We start from the raw sequence: 26,561 nt of genomic DNA, 5'->3' as shown, positions 1-26,561 counted from the left end.
CGCACCGAAAAGCGGCGTTGACTCGTGTCATTTCGTTGAATACAAACTCAATGAGTTTTAATTCAACATTATAAGAAGGGGGTACTCATGAAGGGATTTTCCCGTTTGTGGATGGCGAGCAGCGCGCTGGCGCTGATGGCGCCGTACGCGGCGATGGCGGATGAGGCCGTGCCGACCGACGAGATCGTGGTGACCGCGCAGAAGCGCGCGCAGCCGCTGCAGGACGTGCCGCTCAGCATTTCGGCGCTCACCGCCGAGCAGATCGAAAAGCGCGGTTTCGACGGGTTCACCGACTACGCCCGCAGCGTGCCCGGCCTGTCGTTCGTGGATCGCGGCTCGGGCCGCAACAAGATCACCCTGCGCGGCGTTTCCACCGGCGTCGACCAGAACCACCAGTCGCCGGTCGGCATCTACATCGACGAGACGCCGGTCAGCTTCCCGAACAACGAGCCTGACCTGCGCCTTTACGACGTCGAGCGCATCGAGGTTCTGCGCGGCCCGCAGGGCACGCTTTACGGCGCGGGCTCGATGGGCGGCACCATCCGCATGATCACGGCGAAGCCGAAGCTCGACCGCATCGAGGCTTCGGTCAGCGGATCGCTCTCCACCACGCGTCACGGCGACGAGAGCGTTGCGCTAAACGGCATGATCAACGTGCCGCTCGCCACCGACAAGGTCGCGATGCGCACGGTGTTCTACTATCGCAACGAAGGCGGCTTCGTTGACAACACGCAGCTCGGCAAAAGCAACGTCAACGACGCCGAGACCTGGGGCGCCCGCTTCTCGCTGAAGATGGCGCCGAGCGAGACGTTCGACGCGACGGCAAGCATCCTCCTCCAGCGGTCCGACTTCGGCGGCGCGCAGGAGATCGATCCGACACTCGCGGAGCTCACCCAGCGCCGCGCCGTCGCCGAACTGCGCAGCGACGACCTCACCGTCTACAGCCTGGTGCTCCACAACGATTTCGGCTGGGCGGATCTCGTTTCGACGACGAGCTATCTCGACCGCAAGATCAACGACAACCGCGACGTCACCGCCTTCCTCGGCGTGCCGGTTCCGGTGTGGCTCAACAACGTCGTGCCGGACAAGAACTTCGTGCAGGAAATCCGCCTCGCCTCGCCGAGCGGCGGTACGGTCGAATGGATCGCGGGCCTCTATTATTCGCGCCGCAAGAACTCGCTCTACCAGCTCGCGTGGCACGGCGGCCTGTTCGGCATCCCGGCGACCACGCCGCTCCTCGACAGCGACATCAACAACGTGACTAAGCAGTATGCCGCGTTCGGCGAACTGAGCGTCAACGTGACCGAAGCGCTGAAGATCACCGGCGGTCTGCGCGCCTTCAAGGTGAAGGAGCGCTTCAGCAAGGTTTCAGACGGCATCATCGCGGGCGGCTTCTCGTCGGATTCGGGCGGATCGAGCGAGAGCAAGATCAACCCGAAGATCAACATCTCGTACAAGGCGACGCCCGACATCCTCGTCTACGCGCAGGCCGCGCAGGGCTTCCGCGTCGGCGGCCCGAACACGACCATTCCGCCGCTCGGCGGCGTGTCGGCGCCCGCGACGTTCGATTCGGATTCGCTGTGGAACTACGAGGTGGGCGTGAAGTCCGACTTCCTCGGCGGCAAAGCGACGTTCAACGCCGCGCTGTTCTACATCGACTGGAGCGATATCCAGGTGACGGTGACGCGCCCGGACGGCTTCTCGTACGTGACGAACGGCGACAAGGCGAAGAGCAAGGGCGCGGAGGTGGAGCTTTCGCTCCGGCCCGTCGGCGGCCTCGAACTCGGGGCGACGCTCGCTTACACCGACGCCTATCTCGCCGCGAACAGCGCGAGCGGTGCAGGCCTGAAGGGCGACCGGATTCCGGCGGTGCCGAAGTGGAGCTACGACATCTTCGGCCGGTACAGCTTCCCGCTGTCGGATGCGCTTTCGGGCTACATGCAGGCGAACATCCAGCATGTCGGCGGCAGCTACAACGGCTTCCCGAGCGACGTTCCCGCGCCCGATCTACAGCACAGCTACGAGCTGGCGAACGCGAAGATCGGCGTCGAGACCGGCGACCTCGACATCAGCGTGTTCGTGAACAACCTCTTCGACAAGCGCGCCGAGCTCTTCGTCGATACGACGCTCGGCGACCAGCGCATCAACGTCAATCGCCCGCGCACGTTCGGTATCAGCGCGAGCAAGCGGTTCTAGATCAGGTTCTCAGTACCCCGCGACCGCGTTGGTCGCGGGCCCCTCCTAGCGACTTGCAATGGGCGCGACGGCAATAGCAGCCGCCGCGCCCAATTTTTCACGCGGCGGGTTGGCAAGGAAGACGGCGCGGTAAGTGAGCGTCGCCAGCGCCTCTGCGAGCTGGTCGCGTGAGTCCACGCAGCCCACGAGATCGGGATTCTGCTGCACATAATATTCATGCACGACACCGTCCGACATCGAGCCGAGGCAATAGGCCATCAGCAGGCTGGTCTTGCGGTCGAGCTTTTCCGGGCCGAGCGCTTCGGACAGGCGCCGCGCGAAACTGTGCGTCCACTGGCGGTTCGAGGCCTTCCAGATTTCACCGAACTCGGGAATCTCCTCGGAGGCCTGCAACATGCAGCGCATCAGGCCCGGCTGCTCCTCGAAATGCCCGATCAGAATCTTGTATTGCTCGCGCAGCGTTTCGAAGAGGTCGTCGCTCGGGGTGACCTTGCGCGCCTTCGCCGTCATCTCGGCCATGTAATCGGACAGCACCTCGCTCGTCACGGCCTTGAGATCGGGGAAATAATGATAGAACAGCCCGACCGCGACGCCGGCCTCGCGCGTGACGTCGGCGATGCGCATCTGCCGGTAGCCGATGCGGCCCAGCACGCGGATCGTCGCCTCCTTCAGGCGCGCACGCGTTTCGACCGCCTGCTCCTTGCGGCTCAGCGCGGCCTTGCGCCCCGGCGCTTTTTTCTGCCCTTCCATGGTCGTCTCCCCGGATGTCCGGCTACCAGCTAGACAGGGCTGAATATGAATTCAATGAATTTCCTCGTGCGCTAGAATCGGCCGCGATTTCGATTGACAGGGTGAGTGCTATGAATATTTACTCATTGAATATTAATTCACTGAAACTTTAGGGTGGGAGTGCGGTGCAAATGCGCGTTCTGAAATGGCTCGCCTGTCTCGTCGGCCTTCTCGCCGTGCCCGCTGTTGCGGCGCCCGCCCCTCAGCCGATTGAAGCCTGGGCGGACGGGCTGTTCCAGCCCGCGCTGAAAACGCACCGCTTCACGGGCGCCGAGATCGTCGTCGTGGAGAACAGCGCGGTAACGTTCGCCAAGGGCTACGGCCTCGCCGACCCGGCGACCGGCCGCGCGATGGACCCTGCGGCGACCGAGGTCCGCATCGGCTCCACGACCAAGGTGATCACCGCGACCGCCATCGCCCAGCTTCACGAAAAGGGACTAATCCGCTCGCTCGACGACCCCGCCAACCTTTACCTCAAGCGCGTGCAGCTTCCCGACTGGAAAGGGCACCCGGTCACGATCTGGCACCTGCTGACGCACCGTGCCGGCTTCGAGGACAAGGCGTTCGGGCTCGGCACGGACCGCGCCATCGCGCATCCCGTGAGCGCCGAGGTGATCGCCCGCGCGATGCCGAAACTGGTGCGCGAGCCGGGCACATGGTCCGTCTATTCGAACTTCGGCACGGCGGTGCTCGGCCTCATCGTCGAGGACGTCTCCGGCCAGCCGATCACCCGCTATTTCAAGGAGCACATCTTCGCGCCGCTCGGCATGGAGCGCTCCTATCTGAACCTCGCGCTCTCCCCCTCGCCTGCACACGCTCGCCCCTATGCGACATTCCCGAACGGCGAGCGGCAAGCGATCGGTTATGTGCCGATGAACCCCTTCATCGCGCCCGCAGGCGGTGTCAGCACCACGGGGCTCGACATGGCGCGCTTCATGATCGCGCAGATCGAAGGCGCGAACGGCAAGCCTTCGATCCTGTCGGCGGAGGGTTTCCGGCGGATGCAGACGCGGCACGTCGCAAACCACCCGGCGACGACCGGCTTCGGCATGGTCTTCATAGAGGGGATGTGGAACGGAGCGCATGTCGTGGAGCACGGCGGCGGCTGGCCGGGCTTTCAGACGGTGATGGTGCTGGTGCCCGAGCGCGGCATCGGCGTGTTCGCCTCGATCGTTGGCGAAGGGCCCGTCGTCGACCTCACCGAACAGCTCCGCTCGCTCGTCGGCAAGACGCGGCTTGCGGCGGACCCGGCGAACCCGGTCGAGCCGGTACTGAATTCCGCCTTCGTGCGCGAAGCCGCGCTGACGCGTTTCCTCGGTGCCTACCGTCCCGCTGAAGCGCCAGTGACGCGTCCCGCGAGCGATTTCGCCGGAACCTATTGCCGCCAGCGCCGCTCCTACAGCACCGTTGAGGCTGCGTTCGATTTTCTCGGTGCGGGCTATGCTGTGATCACGGCAGCGGCTGGCGCGGACGGCACGCTCACCATTCGCGGCGTGCCCGGTTACCGGCAGGTGGCGCCCGGCGTGTTCTTCAATCCGGACGCCGCACCGAAGGCACTCGGCGATCCGAACACGTCCGCGCTGTTCGCTTTCACTGCCAGCAATGACAAGGCCACCGGCATGGCGCCGCTGCTGTCGGTGGATGCGTGGGAGCGGTGCAGCGACACGTGGAATCCGCGCGTGGCGGGGATGCTGCTGCCGGGGCTGCTGCTCATCGGTTTCACAGGCATCCTCTGCCTGTTCTGGCCGGGAAGCACGCGCGCCGAACGTCTCTCCCGCTGGCTGCCGCTGCTGCAGCTCGGCACGGTCATCGCCCTGCCGCTCGTGCTGCTCGGCTTTTACGCGGCGGACGACGGCATCATGTATCATGTGCTCGAAGCGCAGCCGGGCCGTTTCATCGGCCTTGCGATCACCGGCAATCTCGCCGCGATCGTCGCCGTACTCACGATTGCGGCTGCCATCACGGCATGGCTGCGCGGCTGGTGGGGCGAAGGCCGTCGCGCCGTGTTCCGACGCGTGCATTTCAGCCTCATCGCCATCGCCGCGGCAGGCATTCTTGCCTTCCTCGCCTCACTCAATCTTATCGGATGGAACCTGCCGTAATGGGAACGGACATGAAATCGAAGATCGGAAAACCGCTCGGCACCTCGCGCTGGTTCGACGTGGAGCAGGCGTTGGTCACACAGTTTTCCGCGTCCACGCTCGACAACGACCCCATGCATCTCGATCCCGAATGGTCGAAGGCGAATACGCCCTTCGGCGGGACCGTGGCGGCGGGCTTCTGGACCACATCGATGCTGATCACGATGTCGCACGACATCGGCTTCATCGATGCGTTCGGCGAGAGCGAGGGCGGTGCGTGGTATGCGCTGAACTACGGCTTCAACCACATGCGGCTGATCACGCCGGTGCCGGTCGGGAAACGCATCCGCGCGCACATGAGCCTGCGCGACTTCCAGGATCGCGGCGAGGGCAAGTTCCTGTTCACGATCGACGTGGAGGTCGAGATCGAGGGCGAGGAGAAACCCGCGCTTGTTGCCGAGTGGCTCGCGATGGTCTTGCGGTCCTAGCGCGCGGGCTTGCCGGGCGGCCTCGGGCGGCGCGGCTGGCCCGGATGGGGCTGTCCTGGACGCGGCTGGTTCGGGCGCGACGGGTTCGGACGGGGCGCACCGCGCGGGCCTGTCGGCTGCGGCGATTGCGGGCGGCGCGGAGGCGGCGCGAGATCAGGGTTCAGCACCGTGTACCCCTCCTTCTGGAGGCGCGTGAACGCACCGCGTACACTCGCGAGGATCGACGCCTGCAGCGCCTGCGGCAGATCATCGAAGGTCGTGTTCGGGTGAATGGCGTTTAGGTCACGAAGCAGGTTGTTAGGCACGCCGCCGGATGCAGTGCGCAGCGCGGAGACACCATCGATCACCGCTGCGACGATGGCCTCCCGCATCACTTCGGCCGCCGGTTTCACCATGACCTTCCACTCCTGCCCAATATCGCGAAGCGCTATACACAGCCCCGCGCGGGCACGGAACCAGTAATCCGCTCCGATGAGGGCAGCATCCGCACTTCACGCGGTCATTGGGATTTTCCGAAGAACATCAGAAGTTCCGCATTGAACGCAGGCACCACGACGCCGCCGTGGCTTTCGCCGTCGAAGACCTGGAGGCCGGGATAGCGCAGCCCCGGATAGGCGCGGCCGCGCAGGCGTGTTTCGAAATCGGCAAGCTGCGCCACCGGATCTGGATTGCCGAGGCGCGCGACGATCTCGGTTTCCTCGGCCTTCAGTTCGGGTGGGAGCGCGAGCACGTGGGCAAGCGTGCGCTCCCTGTCGCCGACGCCGAGAAAGAGCGTCGCCCGAAGATCGTGGTGGCGCCTTGCCCAATCCGCCTCGCGTGCGAGGAGGTTGCCGTCCGCCCACAGGATCGGCGGGCTGGAGAGGCCGTAATAGCGGAAGCTTTCCGGGCGCGAGAGCAGGACGTGAAGGCCGAAAAGCCCGCCAAGCGAATGGCCGACGAGCGCGGCGTTCGCATTGTCCACGGGATAGTGCTGCGCGATGCGGGGCTTCAGATCGGTCTCTATGAAGCGCAGGAAGGCATCGGCGCCACCTTCCCTGATCTCCGGCCCCTCGCCCACGATCTTGCGAAGGAGCGCGGCGTGCGGCGCATCGCCGACCGGCGTGTAGTCGCGCAGGCGCAGCGTGATCGTGTCGGCCATGCTCCGCACGGGATAGCCGATCCCGACAACCGCGACCGGCGGTATGTCCCCCGCATCGATCAGCACCCGGACGATTTCGGTGAACAGCGGAAAATGCCCGTCAGCATCGAGAAGATAGACGACAGGGAGACGCGCATCCGGGCCCGTTTCGGGCGGGATGAACACGTGGATGCGATGATCTGCGCCCGTATCGCGCGACCGCACGTCGAACGTCGTGGCCGCCGCGGCAAGCGTGCTTTCCGATGCTGCCGCGGGAACCGGGGCGAACAGCAGGAAGGCAAGCAGAAACCCCCGTATCATGCGCCATTCTCCAGATCGTCGATGCCTTTTGCATCCGCATGATGGGCATAGAAACATTTGTTGACGATGATCCATGAGCCATTCCGCTGCGCGAGCGTCAGATAATCGGTGTAGTACCGCCCACGGAACCAGTCGACGACGCGGACGATCGCGACCGGCCCGGTGCGATCGACGAGATCGATCCGCCATTCCGTGTGCGCCTCACCATCGTAGGGCGTTTGCAGCATCGCGACGAACGCATCGAGATCGCGGCGAACCTCGCTGCCGTCGCGCCAACCCTGAAAGCGGGCTTCGGGATCGAAGACCTGCCTCAGCGCCGCTTCGTCACCCGCGACCATCGCGTGGTAATAAGCCTCGACCACACTACGGATCGCATCTTCACTCACAGTTCTTCTCCCACCGCCCGCAGATCGGCGGCAAACCGCCCGGCAAGCGGGCCGTCGCCGGCACCGATACCCAGATGAAGCCCCGGCGGTTCCCGCACGGCGAGCGTGAACCAGCCGCGCCGGGCCATGCGCCGATGCACGAGCTTCATGTCATGACACGGCGAGGTGACCACAACGAGACTGAACAGCGGATCACCCAGCACCGCGAAGCCCGGCACCGCGTTCACCGCCTCTACGAAGGCGTGCCGTGCGGTGGAAAGATCGTGCGCGAGCCTGCGATACCCATCGACGCCCAGATAGCGCATCACCGCCCATGCAGACGCGAGCGGTGCGCCCGGCGCGGTTCCGGCAAGCGTTTCGGTCGCCATCGTCGGCAGCGGGTGATCGGAATAGACGAAATCGATCGCTTGTGCTGGCTCATCCGCAAGCAGAAGCACCGACGCACCCTTTGCGGCATAGCCGTGCTTGTGGAAATCCGCGGACATCGACGAGACGCCGGGCACGTTCAAGCCGCAGGGTGGAATCGCCTCCCCGTTCATGCGCTGGAACGGCGCGAGAAAACCCGACATGCAGGCATCGACGTGAAGCCACAGACCACGTTCCCGCGCGAGCGCGCCGAAGGCAACGACATCATCTTCCAAACCATAAGCGTAGGATGGAAACGAGATATACAGCATTCGTGTCTGCGGCGTGATCGCGGCGGCCATGGCCGCGAGATCGGAGCGGTGATCCGGTCCCACGGGCACCCGGATCAGCCGGGCACCAAGCAGCGCCGCGGCCTTGTCGATGCACGGATGCGCGGACCACGCCGCCACGATCTCGGGCACGCCATCGGCAGGTTCCATGCTCTGCAGGCAGGCGCGGAGAGCAAGGATCACGCTTTCGGTGCCGCCCGAGGTGAGCCTCGCCGTGGTGCCCTCCGGCGCCTCCAGAAGTTCGAGCGCCCATTGCTGAAGCTCGCCCTGCATCTGCCGGATGCCCGGCGGTTGCGGCAGGCCGGGATAGGACGAGACGCGGCCGGCATGAGCGAACATGCCATACGCTTCCGCGGCGATCGCCGAGACGTCCGGAGCCGCGAAGAAGCGCCGGGCAAACCCGACGTCCCGCACGGCATCGGTATCCTGCCGCGCGAAATCCCGAAGTCGCTGGCTGACGGCATCGGCGGAAAGGCCTTCCGACGCAAAGGGAACGCGATGAGACATGAACCGAGCCTTGAAAGAACCACAACGCTCCGGCGATGCGACGGCACCGCCGGAGCGCGGGTGCGACTAGAAGTTGAACGACAGCTCGACACCGTAGGTGCGCGGCGGCTGCAGGAACGCGACCGTGAAGAGGCCGGGCACGTTCGTTGCGTAGGAGGCGACGGTCTCGTTGGTGAGGTTTCTGCCATAAAGGCTGAGCGACCAGCTGCCGTCGGACGCCTTCACGCCCACCTTGCCGCCAAGCCACCAGTACGCGCTTTGCCGCGAGGCATTCGGTGATCCGGCGAGCAGCGCATAGCCATCTCGCCAGCTCGCTTCGCCGAAGGCGAACAGGTTCAGCGTTTCGGTGACCGGCTGATCGAAGGACAGACTCGTGCTGATGCTCCACGGCGAGCTGTAGGCCGGGCGTAGGCCCTTGTTCGCGCCGCCGGTAATTTCCGAATTGATGTAGCCCACGCCGAGCGACCAGGTGAGCTCAGGCGTCAGCACCGCGGCGGCATCAAGCTCGAAGCCATAGGTGCGGACACCCGGTTCATTTGCCGTGACATAACGGAATGCCGCGGAGTCGTAGATCAGCGTCTGCTGATCCTTCACCTTCATGTAGAAGTTGGTGAGATTGAAGCGCAGCTTGCGATCGAACAACATGCTCCGGAGGCCGAGTTCGAAGGAGTCGATATACTCGGGCTTCACGCTTCCGCCCGAAAAGCCGGAGTTGAAGCTGGCGTTGAAACCACCGCCCTTGAAGCCGTGCGCGTATTTCGCGAACGTAGAGACATCGTCGGTCCAATCGACCGTGAAGGTCAGGTCGCCGGTCAGTGCCTTGTCGGTGACCTTGTTGCGCGTCGTGCCGAGCTCGACCAGCGCACCGAATTCCGTCGGTGCTGGATCGTCCGCGGTCAGCATATCGACATAGTCGCCGAAATCTGGATCGGTGCCATCGATGCCGAGTGCTTCCAGAACACGGATTCCGCGCTTGTTAATCGTATAGCGAAGTCCGCCCGTTACGCTGAAGCGATCGCTGAACCGATTGGTCGCCGAACCGAAGGCCGCATAGCTCTTCGTCGTCGATCGGGAATCGTCGATGGTGCTTGCACCTGCGATGACGGTTCCGGTGTTCACGCCGAACAGGAAGTTCTGATAGTTCTTCAGCGTGTCCCGGTAATAATAGAGACCGGTGAGCCACGTGAAATTTCCGCCCGAGGGCGACGCAAGGCGAACTTCCTGAGAGAACTGGTTCTGCTTCTGGTCGTTGCGCGCCGTTGCTACAAACGTTCCGGCGCCCGACGGTCCCCAGTTGAGGTCCGGATCGGCCTCCTGAATCGCCGAGACATCGTAGGCGCGCGCGCTGGTGATCGAGGCGAGCGTCATCTCGTTCGGGAATGTGTAGTAGATGTTGAGCGCCCCGCCGCCGACCTTGCGGAAGCCGTTGTTCCAGACGTCTCCAAACATCTCGCGCGAGGTGATCTCCGGTGTCAGCTTCACGATGTCCGGCGGGCCGTAATAGCCGTGAGAATCGTGGTTGTCGTAGTCATCGTAGTCGCCCGTCAGCAGGATGGTGAGGTCGTCCGTCGGCGTGAACGCGAGCTGGCCGCGGAACGACCATGCGTCCGTGCTGTCGAGCGGCTTGTCGAGCGAGGCGTTGCGACCGTAGCCGTCGTTCTTGATCCGGGCGATGCCGATCTTGCCGGCCAGCTTGCCCGGCACGATCGGGCCGCTGACGACACCCATCGCGGTCAGCTCATCATAGTTGCCGTAGCTGATCTTGCCCTTGACCTTGAAATCGTCGGAGGGGCGCTCGGTGACGATATTGATCGAGCCCGCCGTGACGTTCCGGCCCTGCAGCGTGCCTTGCGGTCCACGCAGCACCTCGACGCGTTCGATATCGATAAGGTTCGTCGTGAATCCGGCCGCGCGGCCGATGTAGACGTCATCGAGAATGACCGCGACGCCCGTTTCGAAACCGGGGGCATTGTCGGCCGAGTTGATGCCGCGAATGCTGATCGAGGTGCTGAGCGTCGTCAGACGGCTGAAGTTGAGGTTGGGAATGCTGTAGGACATGTCCTGCACATTGTTGAAATTGTGCAGTTCGATCGATGCGGAATCGAAGGCTGTCACGGAGATCGGCACGTTCTGCAGCGATTCCTGCTGCTTGCGCGCCGTGACGATGATTTCGGGAAGCGCGACGGCTGCCTCGTTCTCCGCCGCCAGAGCCGGGCTGCAGAATGCCGCAATGGCAATCGCAGGCAATGCACCGGCGAGAAGCCCGTGCCGGAATTTTCTGTTGTGGATCATGGTTTCCCCCTTTTTTGGTTCAAGTTGAATTTGGCTCACGCCGCAAGCGCAACCGAGGTTCGCCTCGGATCACCGCAGGCAAACGCTTCTCCGTCCTCCGAGACGTGAATGGCTTCGAACGCGCCGTGCCGCGAACTCCACGGATTGACGCGCTCGACAAGAATTCCGGCCGCTTCGGCCGCGCCGATCAGGCGATCACCGAGATCGGTCTCGACCGTCATGCGATACTGACCATCGACAAGTCCGCCGAACGAGGGGCGCTCGACGCTCTCTGCAAGCGGCATACCGAAATCGACGATGTTCGTGATATTCTGGACGAGGTTGCAGACGAGGCTCGTGCTCGGCGATCCGCCCGCGAGAAAGGGCCGTCCGCCGCGGAACACCATGCTCGGGCAGATGAGCACGGTGACGCGGTCCCCCGGCTTCGGCATCGTGTTCAGGAAATGATTGCCGGGACCGCAGATGCTGACGCCGTGCACGAACAAGCCGTTCGCCCAGGGCAGCGACAACGTGGAATGCAGCGCGGTCGCGATATTGCCCGCGCGGTCGATGACCGTGAGGTGACAGCTTCCGGGACCGTGGGGCGCAGCGCCCGGTGCGGGCGCAGCGCCCTTAAGAATTTTTGCGTAACGTTCTGCCGCATAGGCCTTCGAAGCAATGCGTTCGACATCGAGCGGCGTTGAACGCGGATCGCGATACGTCATGCCTGTGACAAGCACGTCGCGCGCGGCGAGCATCATCCGCTTCAGCGTTTCGGGAGACTCGCTCGCTGGGCCATTCTTCCGAATGTCCATCAGCTCGACCATGTTGAGCATCTCGATGAGATGCAGCCCGCCCGTATCCGGCGGCACCGATCCGAGAATTTCGAGATCGCGGTATTGCCCCTTGACCGGCTCTTCCCAGCGCACCTGATATGCGGCGAATTCCTCGGGCGTGAGAGCGCCGCCCGCCGCGTTGACGGCAGCGCAGAAATCCTTCGCGAAGCCGCCCGTGTAAAACCACCGGCTTCCTTCTTCGCCGAGGCGCTGCAGCGTTTCGGCAGCGCCGGGCTGAACGAGCTTTTCGCCGGGATTGAGGATCGCCCGGCGCGGCATGAAGATCGAACGCCCCTCAGCGGTGCGCGCGAGCATGGCCTGACGGCTGTAGACCTCCCCCCAGAGCGAAGGGTGACAGGCGATGCCGTCCCGCGCGAAACCGATCGCCGGTTTCAGTAGGCGCGGCACCGGCATCGTTCCGAACGTGGACGCCGCCGCCTCGAACGCCGCCCAGAACCCCGGCACGCAGGCCATGCGACCTGTCGAAGTATCCACCTCCGTCAGCACGGGCGCCAGCGCACGCGGAGCATTGACGTTGCCGTTCAGGTAGCGCGTGCGGCCGGTGGCGGCATCGTGGTACATCATCGACATGCAGCCGGTGATCGTGGTGAGGTGCGGTTCGATCACGGTCTGCGCCGCCGCCGCCGCGAGCAGGGCATCGCAGGCGTTGCCGCCTTCGCGCAGAATTCCCACGGCAACCTCCGTGGCCCAGGGATGCCCGGTGATCGCAAGGCCGCTGCGGCCGCGCGCCGGCGTCTTTCTGCCGAAGGCGCCGCTAGACATATCGGCCTCCCCGCCGCTTGCGGCAATACGCGCGCCGGAGCCCTGCGCGGCAGCCGCCATACGCGGAGTCACAAGCCCCGCAGCAGCAGCCGAAGCCAGAAGACCGCGCCGTCCGATCTGAACCAAGTCCATTCCCCCCTGCACGACACGGGCCACGGATTTTCCCCCGCCGCCCGACACACAGAAAGGCTATCGACACGCCGCCGAACCGGAATGACCTATCGTTACTACTTTTTGACAATGCGGAACCCACCGTCTGAGACACGCAAAAATCATCGGAATTTCAGTCATATAAACGAGAGGCGCAGCAGCCTTCGACTCCGCGCGGAGGGCTTCGGGAGGGCTCGCCATGCGCGGCCATGCATTATAGTATTCGCATCAGAACAGGTGACCGAACACACCGGCACAGGGGCGCGAACATCGGGAGCGCGGAGATCGAGGGGGCGCGAACATGCAGCAGACAGTGATGCTGCCCGGCGGGGAAAGACCGTTCTACCGGAAGGCCGACTGCCCCGAGCATTTCCGCTGCTTCAGCAAAAGTGCGCTCGTCGATGCGGTTGCGCAGACCCGGGGAACCGGCCTCGTGCCGTTCGAAGCCGCGGATGAACGCATCGCGCTTGCCTATTCCGAAGGGATGCCGATGCAGGGAGAGCAGGAAATCCTGTTCTTCTCGAGCGATCTCGGCCTCGTGACCTCCGACGTAACCTACGACCGCGAGTTCGATTACGATTTCGTTTTCGAGAACCTGAGCTTCATCCAGTTCCGCTTCGAAGGGCGGTCATTCGAAGATGCGGGAACGGACGAGGCGCTGCTCGTGCATCGGCCGGGCTTTTCCGTATCGTCGGCACCCACGGGCCACGAAAAGCGCAGCCGCATGTTGCTCTCGGAGCCCTGGCGCACGGTTACGCCCTTTTTCGGCTGGGAGGCGGCGGAGCGCCTTCTGGAGGAGGAAGAGGGCGACCTTCAGCAGGCCGCCCACGCCTTCCGCCGCTGGCAGGCGCGGCACGCACAGGTGAACCATCCGCTGACGCCCGCGATGTCGGACGCGGCGCACGCCGTGCGGACCTGCAGGTTCACAGGCCCGCTGCGCCGCGCCTTTCTGGAGGCAAAGACGGTGGAGCTACTCTGCCTCGCCATCGCCTTCATCAACGATGGCATCAGCGACCGGCAGGACGTTCCGCTCTCCCGGCGCGACCAGACACGGCTCGACGATGCACGCGACATCATGGACCGGCATTTCGCGAACCCGCCGACCCTCTCCGTGCTCAGCCGCATGGCCGGGCTCAACCGCCGCAAGCTGACGAGCGGTTTCCGGAGCCGCTTCGGAACCACCGTTCTCAAATACTGCGTGGATCGGCGCATGTCGCACGCGCGCGAACTGCTTGAGAGCGGCGAATCCATTGCCGACGTGGCGGAAAAAGTGGGCTACGCCGACCAGACCAGCTTCAGCCGCGCGTTCCGCCAGTTCCATGGCCGCCCACCGAAATATTTCCAGCCGCAGCCGTGAGACGTTGAAGCTGGCGCGTCCCGGCGGCCCGGCCGGTTTCTTCGGCCATCCGCGCGCGCTCGGCTTTATCGCCGTGACTGAAGCGTGGGAGCGCTTCGCCCAGTACGGTATGCAGACGCTGCTGGTTCTGTATCTGGTCGATACGCTGCTCCAGCCCGGCCACATCGAAAGCGTGGCGGGTTTCAGGGTCGTGCGCGACGCGCTCGAAGCACTGTTCGGCCCGATGCAGACGACAGCGCTCGCCTCCGCGATCTTCGGCATCTACGGCAGCTTCATCTACCTGACGCCCATCCTCGGCGGCTTTATCGCCGATCGTTTTCTCGGGCGCACATCCACGGTGATTACGGGCAGCGTCCTGATGATCGCCGGGCACTTTCTGATGATGAGCGAAGCCGCGTTCCTTCCCGCGCTGCTCCTGCTCGTGTTCGGGATCGGCTGCTTCAAGGGCAACCTCGCCGCGCAGATCAATGCGCTCTACGGCACGGACGATGCCCGCCGGGCCGACGCCTACCATATCTACACGCTCGCCGTGAACGCCGGTGTCATCGCGGCGCCGCTCGTTGCGGGGACGCTCGGCGAGACGCTCGGGTGGCGATACGGTTTCGCGGCCGCAGGCGTGGGGATGGCGATCGGCCTCGGCGTATATCTCGCTGGGCAGCGCCATCTGCCGAAAGACCCGGCGCCGAAGGTGCGGGCGCGGCGTGCAGAGCGCTGGTCGCTGACGACCGGCGAATGGAAATCCACCTTCGTTCTGCTTGCCCTGATTCCAGTGCTCGCGCTCGCCGCAATCGGCAATCAGCAGATGTTCAACGCTTATCTCATCTGGTCGGATACGTCGGCAGCGCTGGAGGTTTTCGGCACGCGTATGCCGACGACGTGGCTGATCACGATCGACATGCTCGCGTCGATCGCCTGCCTGCTCGGCGTGATGTGGTTCTGGAGGCGGATGGCGACAATCGGCATCGCACCTACGGAAATCACGCGGATCGCGATCGGCTGCCTGTTTTCCGTCGCGGCCTATGTGCTGCTGGCCGGGGCATCCTGGATGGCGGACGCGGAGGGCACGAAGGTCGGCCTTGCGACGCTCGTGGTGTTCCATGTGCTCGGAAGCACGGCGTTCGCGCATATCTATCCCGTCTCGCTCGCGCTCTATGCGCGCGTCTCCCCGCCCGCGATCGTTTCGACGATGATGGGCCTTTATTACCTCCACCTGTTTCTGGCGAACGGTACGACCGGCTGGATCGGGGGCTGGCTGGACAGGCTGGATGCGTCCGCATTCTGGTTGATGCACGCAGGGATCGGCCTGCTGGCGGGCATCATGGTTCTTGCGATCGGGGGCCTGTGCCGTCGTACGCTTTCCGCCGAAGCACCAGCGTCAATGCACCGAGCCCGGCCCATCCGCCAAGGATGAGATATTCAACCGGAAACGCGCTGCGCAGCAGCGGCGTGACGAGCGCGGAGGCCGCCATCGTGAGCGCCGCAAGGAAGGCGAAGCCGATCACGACACGGCCGCCCGGCACCACGAATTCAGGTACCTGCGCCTGCTTCCGCCTGAGCACGAAGACCGCCGCGCAGCACAGCACGAAGCAGATCACGATGCTCGTCGCGCTGGTATCGACGAGCAGCCCCACCGCGCCGCGCCCGAGCAATAACCCCCCCACGTTGATCGCCCCGATGATGAGGACGATCCGGTACGGCGAGCCGAACCGCGGATGCAGGTTGGTCATCCCGCGCGGCAGAAAACCCTGCGCCGCAAGCCCGTACAGCGTTCGTGTTCCGGCGAAATAGACGCCATTCCAGGTCTTCAATAGCGATGCAAGCAGGATCACGAGCAGAATACGCGCAAGCGTATCCCCCATCGGCAGACCGCGCACGGCCTCGACCATCGCGAGGTCCGCGCCCGCGAGTTCGGACCACGGCTTCATCATCGCCGCCGCCGTTACGGCGAGACAGTAGAACAGCGCCGCCGCCCCGATCGAGGTGATCATCACACGCGCGATGGTGCGAAGCGAAATCCCGCTGGCGCGCTCCTCGACCGCCTGAGCGATCGTCTGGAAGCCATTCAGCAGAAACGCGCAGCTGGCGAAGATCGCAAGGCTGCCGTGCCACCACGGCGCGCCACCGGGCATTGCGGGAAAGGCGGGCAGCAGGAGCGCCGTGTCGCCGGTCCCCGCCATCGCGAGAAGGAGCACCAGCGCGACAGCGAGGAAGCCATAGGTGAGCAGCCCCTGGAACCGTGCCGACGCGGCGCCGCCCAGATAATTGACGATCGTCATCACGAGCGCGCCAGCCGTGCCGATCAGGAGCTGATTGCGCGTCACCGGCGCATCGAACAGCGTGTAGAGCACGACATCGTCGAGACCCGGCAGCAGCAGCTCGACCACCCACGCGACCGCAAGTCCTTCGAACACCGTGACCGAAATCCACCCGAGCGCCGTGAACCATCCGACGAAAAAGGCAAGTCTGGGCCCGAACGCCGCCAGCGCGAACGTGAAATCCCCGCCTGTCTTCGGCACACGCGCCGTAAGCTCGGCATAGCACGCCCCGATACAGACAACGGCGATGCCACCCGCGACAAAACCGAGCACGGCACCGACAGGCCCCGCTTCGGCAAGCCAGCGGTTCAGGATTACCACCCACGCCGACCCGATGATCGAGCCGAAGCCGAGCGCGAAAAGCTGAAAGCGGCCGATCCGGCCTGCAAGCCGCTGAACCTCAGCCACTGGGCGCCTCCACGGCTGTCCCTGCCATCCCCCACCCTTGCATCCGCAATCCCCCTGAAAGCCGTATTGCCCATCTTCCCGCCAGCACCAACAGCGCGTGCCAATCGGCAACCTGTTTGTCCCGTTTCGCCATGCTTCACGAATCGGTTGCATTTTTATCTTTGATCAAAGATCACTATTATGCAATCCAGCGCACGGCGCCAACAAGGGGGATAAAATGGGAAATCAGGGATACACACGGATCGTAAGCCGGCTGCTGTTGGGAGCCGCAAGCCTGCTTCCGGTCTTACAGGCGATCGCACCTGCCGGTGCGCACGCCGCCGAAACCGTTGCCACGGACGAGATCATCGTTACCGCGACGCGGCGCAGCGAAACGCTTCAGAATGTCCCAATGAGCATCCATGTGATGACAGCGGAAACCCTGCAGCGTCAGGCCGCCACAACCTTCGCGGACTATGCGACCTCTGTGCCCAACCTCACCTTCGGCACCTCGGCGGAGGGTACGACCAATTCCCGCACGATCGCCATTCGCGGGATCGGCGACCGCAACACCACGGGCTTCTACATCGATGAAACGCCCGTGCCTGAATCGCTCGATCCCCGCGTCGTCGACGTGTCGCGCATCGAGGTGCTGCGCGGGCCCCAGGGCACGCTTTATGGCGGCCGGTCGATGGGCGGCACCGTGCGGCTCGTGACCGCGCAGCCCGATGCGGGCGAAATGTCAGGCCGCGTTCATGCCGGCATCGCGGACACGCACGGTGCGGACCGGCCGAGCTACCAATTCGACGCCATGATCAACCTGCCGCTCGTGACGGACAAGATCGCCGTCCGCATGGTCGGCATCCACCAGTATGATGCGGGCTTCATGAAACGCGAGTTCGGCCCGGAAGGCGCGACGACGACGATCGACAACGTCGCGCGAACCCGAACGAACGGCGCGTCGATCGCGATGCTGTTCAAGCCCACCGAAGATCTCAGCCTGACGCCGCGCGTGCTCTATCAGGAGACCCGGATGAACGGCTATCCGTTCACCGATCTTACGCTTCCGGGCTCAGGGCCGGTGGTTCTGGAACCGACCTCCCTGATTCAGCGTCGCCAATTCGACGTGCCCGAAGCGTCACGCGACAAATGGCTGCTCGCCTCCTTCGACATCAAGCTGCAGCGCGATTTCGGCACGTTCACCTCGGCGAGTTCATATTTCCATCGGCGCTCGCGCGACATCGACGACCAGACGGATTTCATCGCGGCTGCGTTCGGCGTTCCCCCGATCCCGACCTCGGTGGAAGTGCGCAACAATCGCGACAACTTCATCCAGGAAGTCCGCTTCGCATCTTCGTTCGGCGGGCCGTTCGAATTCGTCTCGGGCCTCTATTATGCCCACAACAAGGGCAAGTACGCCTATCCGCCCAACATCATTCCGGGCCTCGACGCCGCCTTCGAAGGGGCGAACGGTTTCCCGCTGGGCACAGACCTCGTCTACGTCACCGAGAATCCGGTGAAGCAGGTTGAAAAGGCCGCCTATACCGAGATCATCTACGAAATCGTGCCGCAACTTTCCGCCATCGCGGGTTTGCGCGCATTCCATGTTCGCACGACCTCGTCGAAAACGGCGGACGGCCTCGCCAATGGCGGCCCTTCGGTGGTGCCGGAGAAGAGCAGCGGCGAGAGCGGCGTCACGCCGAAGTTCTCGCTTCAATACAAGTTCGCCGACGACAACCAGATCTTCGCGACCGCCGCCAAGGGTTTCCGGCCGGGCGGCGTCAACGCACTGATCCCCGCCTCGTTCGGCTGCCTCGATGAACTCGCCGAGCTCGGCCTCTCAAACGACAGCGTGGGGTCGTTCAAGTCGGACAGCGTGTGGAGCTACGAAGCCGGCGTGAAGTCCCGCGCGTTCGATCGCAAGCTGACGCTGAACGCTACCGCCTTCCGCATCGACTGGAGCAGCATTCAGCAATTGGTGCGCCTGCAATGCGGCTTCGGTTTCAGAGGGAACGCCGGCAAGGCGAAGAGCGAAGGCATCGAGATTGAGGCAACGCTGCGCCCCGCAGAAGGTCTGAGCCTTGACGCGGCGTTCGGCTACACGGATGCGAAATTCACTGAGACCGTGCTCACCACGCGCCGCGCGAAGGGCGACAGGGTTCCGGAAATTGCGAAGTACACGGCAAGCTTTGCAGCGTCCTATGATTTCCCGCTCAGCGACGCGATCGACGGGTTCGTTTACGGCGACTATCGCTACATCGGCAAAAGCACGAGCGGCAACAACGCCAACACCGATCCCGATACCGGCACACTCGTTCCGCGTATCCGGCCAAGCTACGAGATCGTGAACGTGCGCGGCGGGGTTCGCTTCGGCAACTACGAGATCGCAGCCTATGTGAAGAACCTGACCGACGAGCGCGCCAGTCTTTCCGACAACGTCGCGGCAGCGGTCGAAACACCGGGCCGCGCCCGCGTCTACATCAACACGCCGCGCTCGATCGGCATCGAGGCGAGGGTGAACTTCTGAGCGACCACGCGAACCGTCTCCGTGTCGGCCTCGTCGGCATCGGCGGCGTCGGGCGCCTCCATCTGGAGGCGTACCGGCGCTCCGATGCCGTCGAGGTGACTGCGCGGTGCGACGCTGATCCGAAACGTGTCGCAGAGGCGGCTGAGGCGTGCGGTGCTGCCGCTTATACGGACCACCGGGACATGCTGGCGGCGGAACCGCTCGATATCGTGTGCATTCTGACGCCGCCCGCAAGTCGCCTGCAGATCGTTGCCGATGTTGCCGCCGCAGGCCGTGCCATTCTCATCGAGAAACCGATGGCAACAACACGCGCGGATGCCGAGGAGATGCGGAGACTGTGCGATGCCGCAGGCGTCCCGCTCAGTTACGGTGCGAGTTACCGCCACCTGCCCGCCCTGAAGCAGGCGCGCGCCTTGATCGCGGATGGCGCGATCGGAGACGTGATCCTGCTCCGCGAGGATTTCGTCGGCGGGCGCGGGCCAGCATCGCGCGCGGCGCTGCCGCCGTGGCACTATCCCGAAGGCGGAATCGGCGGCACCGGCATGGGTCTCGTCGACCATGGCGTCCACCTGATCGATGCATTCGCCTGGCTTGCGGACAGTCCCATTGCGTGGGCAAGCGGGCGCGGCAATCGTTCGGGCGATGCTCTGGAAACCGAATATGCAATTCTCGGCCTTGCGAACGGCGCGACGGGGCACCTGCTCTATGAAGACGGCGCCTGGCCGACACAGCTGCCGGCAGAAGGCCAGTTCAGCTGGGGCGCAAGCTGGGATGCGGACGGTTATCACCCGGGCGGCGCATGGCAGACCAATCCGGGTAGCATCCATATCCATGGCACGCGCGGCGCGCTTCGCATATTCCACTACGCGCACGCACTTTACCTGACCGATGCCGACGGCACACGCCAGATCGTGCTCGACGGTGATCCGGCACCCGACCATTTCCGCGCGCAGATCGATGCCTTTGCGGCCGAACTCCGCAGCGGCACTCCGCCGGGGACCGGCGCCGATGCAGGGATCGCGGCTCTCACCGTGCTCGAAGCGATCTATGCGAGCGCAGGCCGGAACGTCGCGATAGAGTGCCAGACCTGAAAAGGGCGGGATCAAATCCCGCCCTCCCCTTTTCACCGATCAGAACGCGACGCGATCTCCGCCCTTGAGCGCGAGCATCTCGCGTGCTTCGGCGGGCGTTGCGATTTCGAGCCCCAGCTCTTCGAGGATCGACCGCACCTTCGTGACCTGCTGCGCGTTGCTCGTCGCGAGTTGTCCCTTGCCGATGTAGAGACTGTCTTCCAGGCCAACACGCACGTTGCCGCCCATCGCGGCACACGTCGTGACGAACGGCATCTGGTTACGACCGATCGCGAAGCACGACAGGTAATAGTCATCGCCGAACAATCGGTCCGCCGTGTTGCGCATGTGTGCGAGATGATCGATATCCGCGCCGATACCGCCGAGAATGCCGAAGATGCACTGCACGAAGTACGGCGGCTTCAGCAGGCCTTTGTCGGCATAGTGTGCCAGCGTGTAGAGATGGCCGACATCGTAGCATTCGAATTCGAAGCGTGTGCCGCAGCCTTCGTGGAGCTCCCGGATCACACGCTCGATCTGCGCGAACGTATTCGATTGCGGCGCGGCGTGCGAACCTTGCAGGAACGGCTTTTCCCATTCGTGCTTCCACGGCTGTTCGCGCTCCGCGAGCCCGAACACGCCGAAGTTGATCGAGCCCATGTTGAGCGAGGTCAGCTCGGGCTGGAAACGTACGGGCGCAGCAAGACGATCATCCATCGTGAACCCCGGTGCGCCGCCTGTCGTGAGATTGAGCACGGCGTCGGTCGCCTGCTTGATGCGCGGCAGGAAGCCCGCAAACACGTCGGGGTCAGGCGTCGGACGGCCATCAGCCGGATCGCGCGCATGCAGGTGAACGATCGCTGCGCCTGCTTCCACCGCCGCGATCGATTGTTCGGCGATCTCGTCTGGGGTGATCGGCAGGTACGGCGACATAGATGGCGTGTGGATCGAGCCGGTGACGGCGCATGTGATGATCGTTTTCCGAGATTTACGCATGATTTTCCCCTGTGCACGACACGCACCGGGTTGGCGCAAACCACCACGAACGTCAATACTATGATCTATGATATTTGATCAAAATTATTCAACATCCTCCGCGAACGGATAAGATTTGTGATACCAGCGGGCCGTGCACTGAATGATGCTGGCCATCAGCTTCGCCGATCGCGCGCCGTCGTGCGCCGCGAGGGCGGCCAGCAGCTCTTCCTGCGTCTTGAGCTCGGCCTCCAGATATTCCTGCGCCCCGGCACCGCCAGCCTGGCTGTGCGTCATCATGGGCCCGAAGCGCAGCCATACGGATTCGATAAGCGCGAGCATCTGCCGCGAACCGGCCTGGCGGTAGATACCGAAATGATATTGGTGATTGGCCCACAGCGCCGCCTCCGGATTCTCGCCTGCGGCGGCGGCGCGAAGTCGCGCCTGCCCTTCCGATATCTCGGCGAAGATCGCGTCGGTCATGGCAGCTGCGGCCTTGCGGCAGCAGTGCGGTTCGAGGAGCATCCGGATCTCGATGATCTCGTCGAACTCCGCGCGCGTCAGAGATGGAACGCACACCCGGCCGCTTGGCAGATTGACGAGCGCGCCTTCCGCCACCAGCCGCTGCATGGACTCGCGCACAGGCATGATGCCGGAACCGAGCTGTTCGGCGAGCAGCTTCACCGTCACGTGCTCACCCGGCTGGAAGCGGCCGGTCACGAGCGCACGGCGGAGTTCCGAATAGCTCTGGTCCTTCAATGTATTGCGATGCACCGGTGCAAACCGGGTCGCGCGCGCAGCAGTCGTCATCGACGATGTCCCTTTCGGCTTTTCTTTAGGACGCAGCCGCTGCTCCTGTCCATCGCTGCGCTCAGCCTTCCCACTCCGCGCCGCCGCAGACACCGATGAACTGCCCCGTGATGTGCCGCGCTGCTGGTGACGCAAGGAACACCGCGAGGTCGCCGACCTCCGCCGGGTCGATCCAGCACCGCATCGAGACGAAGCGCAGCATCTCCGCCTCGACCTCGGCCACGCTACGCCCCTGCTCTTCCGCTGCCCGCGCAGCGAGCGCGCGGCCGCGCGGATTGTCGATAAGGCCGGGGAGGATCGCGTTGCAGCGGATGTTGCTGGGCCCGAGTTCACGCGCAAGGTTGGCCGTGAAGCCCATGAGCCCCTCCTTGGAGGCAACATAGGCTGTCCGGTTCGGAAGGCCGGTACGCACCGAGGCCGTGGAAATGTTCACGATAGCGCCCTGCCCTGCCGGCTTCATCAGGCGCACCGCGCGCCGCGTCACGCGGAGCGCGCCTGTGAGGTTCACGGCGAGCGTGCGTTCCCATTCAGCGTCTTCGATATCCTCAACCGGCCCTCGCGGCCCGCCGATGCCGGCGTTGTTGATGAGGACCTCGAGCTTCGAGCCGAGGGCATCGAACAGCGCGGCGACATCGGCTTCGTCGGACACGTCCGCGCGTGTTGCGGCAATATCCGGGCGCGCTTCGGCAAGCACCGCGATCGCCTCTTCGGAGACGTCGCAGATACGGACCTGCGCGCCTGCATCGGCGAAGCGTTCGGCGATTGCGCGGCCGATGCCGGACGCGCCTGCGGTCACCAGAACCTGGGTTGAACTGAAAGCTGTCATACGTGTCCCGATCAAGTCGGCGGTGTTCAGGCACACGACCGATACGCTGCGGGCGGAGAAAACCCGCGAGATATTATTGATCAAAGATCATATAGCAAGTCAACCATGCGGTCAGGGCTGCTTGACGACTTTTCCGCCGATCATCACGAAATCGACCTTCCGCATCAGCGCGATATCCTGCACCGGGTTGCCGGGAACCGCGATGATGTCGGCCGCCATGCCCGCGCCGATGCTGCCCTGACGGTCGGCAATGCCAAGGAACTTCGCGGGCTCCGACGTTGCAGCGCGGATCGCGGCCATCGGCGGCATCCCTGCGGCGACCATCAGCTCGAACTCGCGCGCGTTGTCGCCGTGCGCGGACACGCCGCTGTCGGTGCCGAACAGGATCGGCACGCCAAGTCGATAGGCGCGCGCGAACGTGCCCGACATCCGCGGGCCGATCGCCGCGGCTTTGGGCCGCACGACATCGGGCAGCGCACCTGCTGTTTTCGCTTTCTCGGTGATCCAGTCTCCGGCCATGAGCGTCGGCACGAGATAAATGCCCTTCGTCTTCATCTGCCGCATGGTCTCGTCGTCGAGATAGGTGCCGTGTTCGATCGTCGAGACCCCGGCCGCGACGGCGCGCCGCAAACCATCGAGGCCATGGGCGTGCGCGGCGACGTGCATCCCGTAGTCGCGTGCCGTGGCAACAATCGCGGCAAGCTCATCGGGCGTGAACTGTGCGTTCTGGCTGTTTTTTGCGAGGCTCATCACGCCGCCCGTCGCCGTGATCTTGATGAGATCGGCCCCATCCTTGTAGCGCTGGCGAACGGCCTTGCGCGCTTCGTCCGCACTATCGACGACGCCTTCGGTGGCGCCGGGGGTCTTCAGGCCGAGCGCTGGCGAAATGCCGTTGGTGGGATCGCCGTGACCGCCCGTGGACGCGATCGGAGCGCCGGAGGTGAAGATATGCGGCCCGACGACGTCGTCGCGATCAATCGCCTTGCGCAGCGCGATCGACACACCGTAGGCATCGCCGAGATCGCGGACGAGCGTGAAGCCGGACATCAGCGTGACACGTGCATATTTTTCGATCTTGTAGGCGAAATCCGCAGGTCCCAGGGCAAAGGGATCCGTGTAGCTCGCCGGGCCACTTTCAGAGGAAAGATGCGTGTGCATGTCCATCAGGCCCGGCATCACGCTGTGGCCCGAGAGGTCGATCAGCGTATCGCCCGCGCCCGGCGCGACCTTTCCGGCCGCCACGCGCACGATGCGCCCCTCGTCGACGACAATCGTGTGCAGGCCAAGCGGCGCATCGGCCTTGCCGTCGATCAGGTTTCCCGCCTGGATGAAAGTCGCCGCGCCGGCCGCCTGCGCCAGCGGCATCAGCAACGCCGCAAAAATGATCGCGCTCCGCCTTTTCATGATTTGTCGCCTTCCCTTGCTTCTCTCTCTCGCCTCGCACGTCCTAAAGTCGGCGGGCACCGCGCCACATGACCAAACGGCACCCATTTTTGACATCGCGGCATCCGGACTGTCCGGCGCCCGAGCCACGGGTCATCAGGAGAGTGATTGACGAACAGAAATATAAAATTATGATCTTTGATCAATATTTGGAAGGGGGATTTATGTCGAGAGCCAGTTTCCGAACAGCATCATTTGCCGCGCTCGCAATGCTGACCGCTTTCGCCGCGCCGGCCCACGCCGCAAGCAATCCGCCGCTGCAGCCCATTGATGTATTCGCCCTGGAAACGGGAAACGACCCGCAAATATCCCCAGACGGCACGCGCGTCGCCTACGTGCGCCTGAAAGCCGACATCGTGACGGATTCCTATCAGCCCACGCTGTGGCTGATCGATGCCGACGGCCGCAACCATGTGCCGCTCACCAAGACCGAAGAGGCCGCGAGCGATCCGCGCTGGTCGCCGGACGGAAAGCGGCTTGCTTTCGTCGCCACGCGCAGCGGCGCGCGCCAGATCGTCGTGCGCTGGATGGATAACGGCGTCGAGACCACAATCGGTGGCTTCCCCGGCGCACCCATGGGCCTGGAATGGTCGCCGGATGGCAAGACGCTCGCTTACGCAATGCACGTTCCCGCCGCGCCGAAAAGCTTCGGCACGCCCGTCACGCCCCCGCCCGGCGCGACCTGGAAGCCGGGGCCGATCGTCGTCGACAAGGCGATGTACCGCCAGGACGGCGCCGGCATCATTCCGCCGGGGCGGATGCATATCTTCACGGTTCCGGCGAGCGGCGGCACGCCCCGCCAGATCACGACCGACGAATCAGGCGCCTTCCCGCTGATCGGCAGCCCCTATGCCTGGGCGGCTGACGGCAAGGCCCTGATTGTTGCGCTCAACCGCAACGACGAAAACGCCATCTTGAAAGGCAAGATGTTCGACACGGGACTGTACCTGCTCCCCGTGGACGGCGGCGCGATGAAGACGCTTATCGACCGCGACGGCCCCGAAGCCTCTCCGCAAGTATCGCCCGACGGGAGATACATTGCCTACATCGGCGCTGACGAGGCCGGACGCTGGCACACGACGACGCGGTTGATGGTGCTCGACACGAACACCGGCGAACGCCGCGTGCTTTCCGCCGCGCTCGACCGCGACGTGATGGCGCCACGCTGGGCCGCGGACGGGCGCGGCATCTATGCCTATTACGCCGATCGCGGCGAGAACCGGCTTGCCCTCTTCGACCTGAAAGGCGGACGCCGCGAGATCGCCGAAGGACTCGGCATGGCACACATCGCCTACACGGCGGCGCCCGCCTTCACGGTTTCACGAACCGGCCGTGTCGCCATGCAGTGGGCGGCGCCGGATTCGAGCGGCAACATCGCGCTCGCGGGTACGGGCATCGGCAAGGCGCGTTCGATCACGGGGCTGAACGAGGCGCTGTTCGCCGCGCGCGCGCTCGGCCGTGTCGAGGAGATCAATTACCGCTCGTCGAAGGGCGACCTCCCCGTGCAGGGCTGGCTGATCTATCCGCCGGACTTCGACCCCGCGAAAAAATACCCGCTGATCATGGAAATCCACGGCGGCCCCAATGCCGCCTATGGCCCGCTTTTCGACATGGAAAAGCAGCTGATGGCAGCGGCAGGCTACGTCGTCTTCTATCCCAACGTGCGGGGCAGCACGTCCTATGGCGAACCCTACGCCAACCTCATCGAGAATGCGTTTCCGGGCGACGAGTTCGACGACCTGATGAGCGGCGTCGACGCGGTTGTCGCGCGCGGCTTCATCGATACATCTCGTCTTTACGTGACGGGCGGCTCGGGCGGCGGCACGCTCTCCGCCTGGCTGATCGCGCGCAGCGAGCGCTTCCGCGCCGCCGCCGTGCTCTATCCGGTAATCGACTGGCAGAGCCAGGCGCTCACATCCGATATCCTGCCGCTGGTCTTCAAGGGCTTCTTCTTCGGGACGCCGTGGAGCCAACCGGACGACTACCGCCGCCGTTCGCTGCTCGCCTCGGTCGACAAGGTGAAAACGCCGACGATGGTGATGACGGGCGAAGCCGACTACCGCACGCCGATCTCGGAATCGGAGCAGTATTTCGCCGCGCTCAAATACCACGGGGTCGAAAGCGTGTTCGTGCGCGTTCCGCTCGAAAACCACGGCATCCGCACGTTCCCGAGCCACTTCGCGCAGAAGGTGGCCGGGGTCATCGGCTGGTTTGAGGCACACAAGTAAGGG

The 26,561-nt window shown here is 64.3% G+C and carries 21 protein-coding genes; 8 read left to right on the top strand and 13 right to left on the bottom strand.

All coding sequences use genetic code 11. From position 1 onward, the window contains the following. Positions 1–87: 87 nt before the first annotated feature. Complete coding sequence (locus ACE3TJ_RS16985; RefSeq protein ID WP_374598274.1) at positions 88–2,196, top strand: TonB-dependent receptor; 2,109 nt, start codon at positions 88–90, stop codon at positions 2,194–2,196. A 45-nt stretch (positions 2,197–2,241) separates the two neighbouring features. On the opposite strand, the gene ACE3TJ_RS16980 is transcribed toward ACE3TJ_RS16985, so the two are convergent. Next, positions 2,242–2,946: a TetR/AcrR family transcriptional regulator gene (locus tag ACE3TJ_RS16980; protein ID WP_374598272.1), complete on the bottom strand. Its 705-nt coding sequence runs from the start codon at positions 2,944–2,946 to the stop codon at positions 2,242–2,244. A gap of 170 nt (positions 2,947–3,116) precedes the next feature. Here ACE3TJ_RS16980 and ACE3TJ_RS16975 point away from each other — a divergent pair, with 170 nt between their 5' ends. Both ACE3TJ_RS16975 and ACE3TJ_RS16970 read left to right on the top strand, forming a co-directional pair. Further along, positions 3,117–5,087 (top strand): serine hydrolase domain-containing protein, encoded by a 1,971-nt coding sequence (locus tag ACE3TJ_RS16975; protein ID WP_374598270.1) that lies wholly within the window; start codon positions 3,117–3,119, stop codon positions 5,085–5,087. 11 nt (positions 5,088–5,098) lie between these two features. Continuing rightward, positions 5,099–5,554 carry a MaoC family dehydratase gene (locus ACE3TJ_RS16970; protein ID WP_374598268.1) on the top strand — a complete coding sequence of 152 codons (456 nt, stop codon included), beginning with the start codon at positions 5,099–5,101 and terminating at the stop codon, positions 5,552–5,554. Here ACE3TJ_RS16970 and ACE3TJ_RS16965 read toward each other — a convergent pair. From ACE3TJ_RS16965 to ACE3TJ_RS16940, 6 genes are all read right to left on the bottom strand, one after another. Next, on the bottom strand, positions 5,551–5,949 hold the full coding sequence (locus ACE3TJ_RS16965; protein WP_374598266.1) for a hypothetical protein: 399 nt from the start codon (positions 5,947–5,949) through the stop codon (positions 5,551–5,553). The genes ACE3TJ_RS16970 and ACE3TJ_RS16965 overlap by 4 nt on opposite strands. Positions 5,950–6,053: 104 nt before the next feature. Beyond that, positions 6,054–6,992: an alpha/beta hydrolase gene (locus ACE3TJ_RS16960; RefSeq protein WP_374598264.1), complete on the bottom strand. Its 939-nt coding sequence runs from the start codon at positions 6,990–6,992 to the stop codon at positions 6,054–6,056. After that, positions 6,989–7,378, bottom strand: a complete 390-nt coding sequence (locus tag ACE3TJ_RS16955; RefSeq protein WP_374598262.1) for a nuclear transport factor 2 family protein — start codon at positions 7,376–7,378, stop codon at positions 6,989–6,991. Before ACE3TJ_RS16955 ends, ACE3TJ_RS16960 begins: the two co-directional genes overlap by 4 nt. Beyond that, positions 7,375–8,580, bottom strand: coding sequence for an aspartate aminotransferase family protein (locus ACE3TJ_RS16950; protein WP_374598260.1), 1,206 nt, complete (start codon positions 8,578–8,580; stop codon positions 7,375–7,377). The genes ACE3TJ_RS16955 and ACE3TJ_RS16950 overlap by 4 nt, the downstream gene beginning before the upstream one ends. Positions 8,581–8,646: 66 nt before the next feature. Continuing rightward, on the bottom strand, positions 8,647–10,872 hold the full coding sequence (locus ACE3TJ_RS16945; RefSeq protein ID WP_374598258.1) for a TonB-dependent receptor: 2,226 nt from the start codon (positions 10,870–10,872) through the stop codon (positions 8,647–8,649). A gap of 35 nt (positions 10,873–10,907) precedes the next feature. Continuing rightward, the gene (locus ACE3TJ_RS16940) at positions 10,908–12,602 is read right to left on the bottom strand and encodes a gamma-glutamyltransferase (protein WP_374598256.1); all 1,695 of its coding nucleotides are present in this window, start codon (positions 12,600–12,602) and stop codon (positions 10,908–10,910) included. Positions 12,603–12,921: 319 nt separating this feature from the next. On the opposite strand from ACE3TJ_RS16940, the gene ACE3TJ_RS16935 reads away from it, so the two are divergent. Together ACE3TJ_RS16935 and ACE3TJ_RS16930 are read left to right on the top strand one after the other, a co-directional pair. Continuing rightward, a complete protein-coding gene (locus ACE3TJ_RS16935; protein ID WP_374598254.1) occupies positions 12,922–13,977 on the top strand; it encodes a helix-turn-helix domain-containing protein in 1,056 nt (351 codons plus the stop codon). 4 nt (positions 13,978–13,981) lie between these two features. After that, positions 13,982–15,388, top strand: a complete 1,407-nt coding sequence (locus ACE3TJ_RS16930) for a peptide MFS transporter (protein WP_374598252.1) — start codon at positions 13,982–13,984, stop codon at positions 15,386–15,388. Here the strand turns inward: ACE3TJ_RS16930 and ACE3TJ_RS16925 are convergent. Then, positions 15,294–16,700 carry an APC family permease gene (locus ACE3TJ_RS16925; protein WP_374598250.1) on the bottom strand — a complete coding sequence of 469 codons (1,407 nt, stop codon included), beginning with the start codon at positions 16,698–16,700 and terminating at the stop codon, positions 15,294–15,296. The two genes, ACE3TJ_RS16930 and ACE3TJ_RS16925, sit on opposite strands and share 95 nt — an antisense overlap. 217 nt (positions 16,701–16,917) lie before the next feature. Here ACE3TJ_RS16925 and ACE3TJ_RS16920 point away from each other — a divergent pair, with 217 nt between their 5' ends. Further along, on the top strand, positions 16,918–19,206 hold the full coding sequence (locus tag ACE3TJ_RS16920; protein WP_374598248.1) for a TonB-dependent receptor: 2,289 nt from the start codon (positions 16,918–16,920) through the stop codon (positions 19,204–19,206). Here ACE3TJ_RS16920 and ACE3TJ_RS16915 read toward each other — a convergent pair. Further along, positions 19,155–19,382 (bottom strand): hypothetical protein, encoded by a 228-nt coding sequence (locus ACE3TJ_RS16915; RefSeq protein WP_374598246.1) that lies wholly within the window; start codon positions 19,380–19,382, stop codon positions 19,155–19,157. The two genes, ACE3TJ_RS16920 and ACE3TJ_RS16915, sit on opposite strands and share 52 nt — an antisense overlap. On the opposite strand from ACE3TJ_RS16915, the gene ACE3TJ_RS16910 reads away from it, so the two are divergent. After that, the gene (locus ACE3TJ_RS16910; RefSeq protein WP_374599435.1) at positions 19,269–20,297 is read left to right on the top strand and encodes a Gfo/Idh/MocA family protein; all 1,029 of its coding nucleotides are present in this window, start codon (positions 19,269–19,271) and stop codon (positions 20,295–20,297) included. The genes ACE3TJ_RS16915 and ACE3TJ_RS16910 overlap by 114 nt on opposite strands. Before the next feature lie 39 nt (positions 20,298–20,336). On the opposite strand, the gene ACE3TJ_RS16905 is transcribed toward ACE3TJ_RS16910, so the two are convergent. The 4 genes from ACE3TJ_RS16905 to ACE3TJ_RS16890 all read right to left on the bottom strand — a co-directional run bounded on the left by ACE3TJ_RS16905 (position 20,337) and on the right by ACE3TJ_RS16890 (position 24,291). After that, positions 20,337–21,272, bottom strand: a complete 936-nt coding sequence (locus tag ACE3TJ_RS16905) for a 3-keto-5-aminohexanoate cleavage protein (RefSeq protein WP_374598244.1) — start codon at positions 21,270–21,272, stop codon at positions 20,337–20,339. A gap of 84 nt (positions 21,273–21,356) precedes the next feature. Beyond that, positions 21,357–22,061, bottom strand: a complete 705-nt coding sequence (locus tag ACE3TJ_RS16900) for a GntR family transcriptional regulator (RefSeq protein ID WP_374598242.1) — start codon at positions 22,059–22,061, stop codon at positions 21,357–21,359. A 61-nt stretch (positions 22,062–22,122) separates the two neighbouring features. Then, positions 22,123–22,887: an SDR family oxidoreductase gene (locus tag ACE3TJ_RS16895; protein ID WP_374598240.1), complete on the bottom strand. Its 765-nt coding sequence runs from the start codon at positions 22,885–22,887 to the stop codon at positions 22,123–22,125. Positions 22,888–22,998: 111 nt separating this feature from the next. After that, entirely contained in the window at positions 22,999–24,291 is a 1,293-nt protein-coding gene (locus ACE3TJ_RS16890; protein WP_374598238.1) for an amidohydrolase family protein, read from the bottom strand. Between the two features lie 203 nt (positions 24,292–24,494). On the opposite strand from ACE3TJ_RS16890, the gene ACE3TJ_RS16885 reads away from it, so the two are divergent. Beyond that, a complete protein-coding gene (locus tag ACE3TJ_RS16885) occupies positions 24,495–26,558 on the top strand; it encodes a prolyl oligopeptidase family serine peptidase (RefSeq protein ID WP_374598236.1) in 2,064 nt (687 codons plus the stop codon). Positions 26,559–26,561: the final 3 nt, after the last annotated feature.

The sequence above is a fragment of the Sphingosinicella sp. genome (assembly GCF_041916975.1).
Lineage (GTDB): Bacteria > Pseudomonadota > Alphaproteobacteria > Sphingomonadales > Sphingomonadaceae > Sphingosinicella.
The sequence above is the reverse complement of the archived record's forward strand: the minus strand, read 5'-3'. Positions and strand labels throughout refer to the sequence as shown.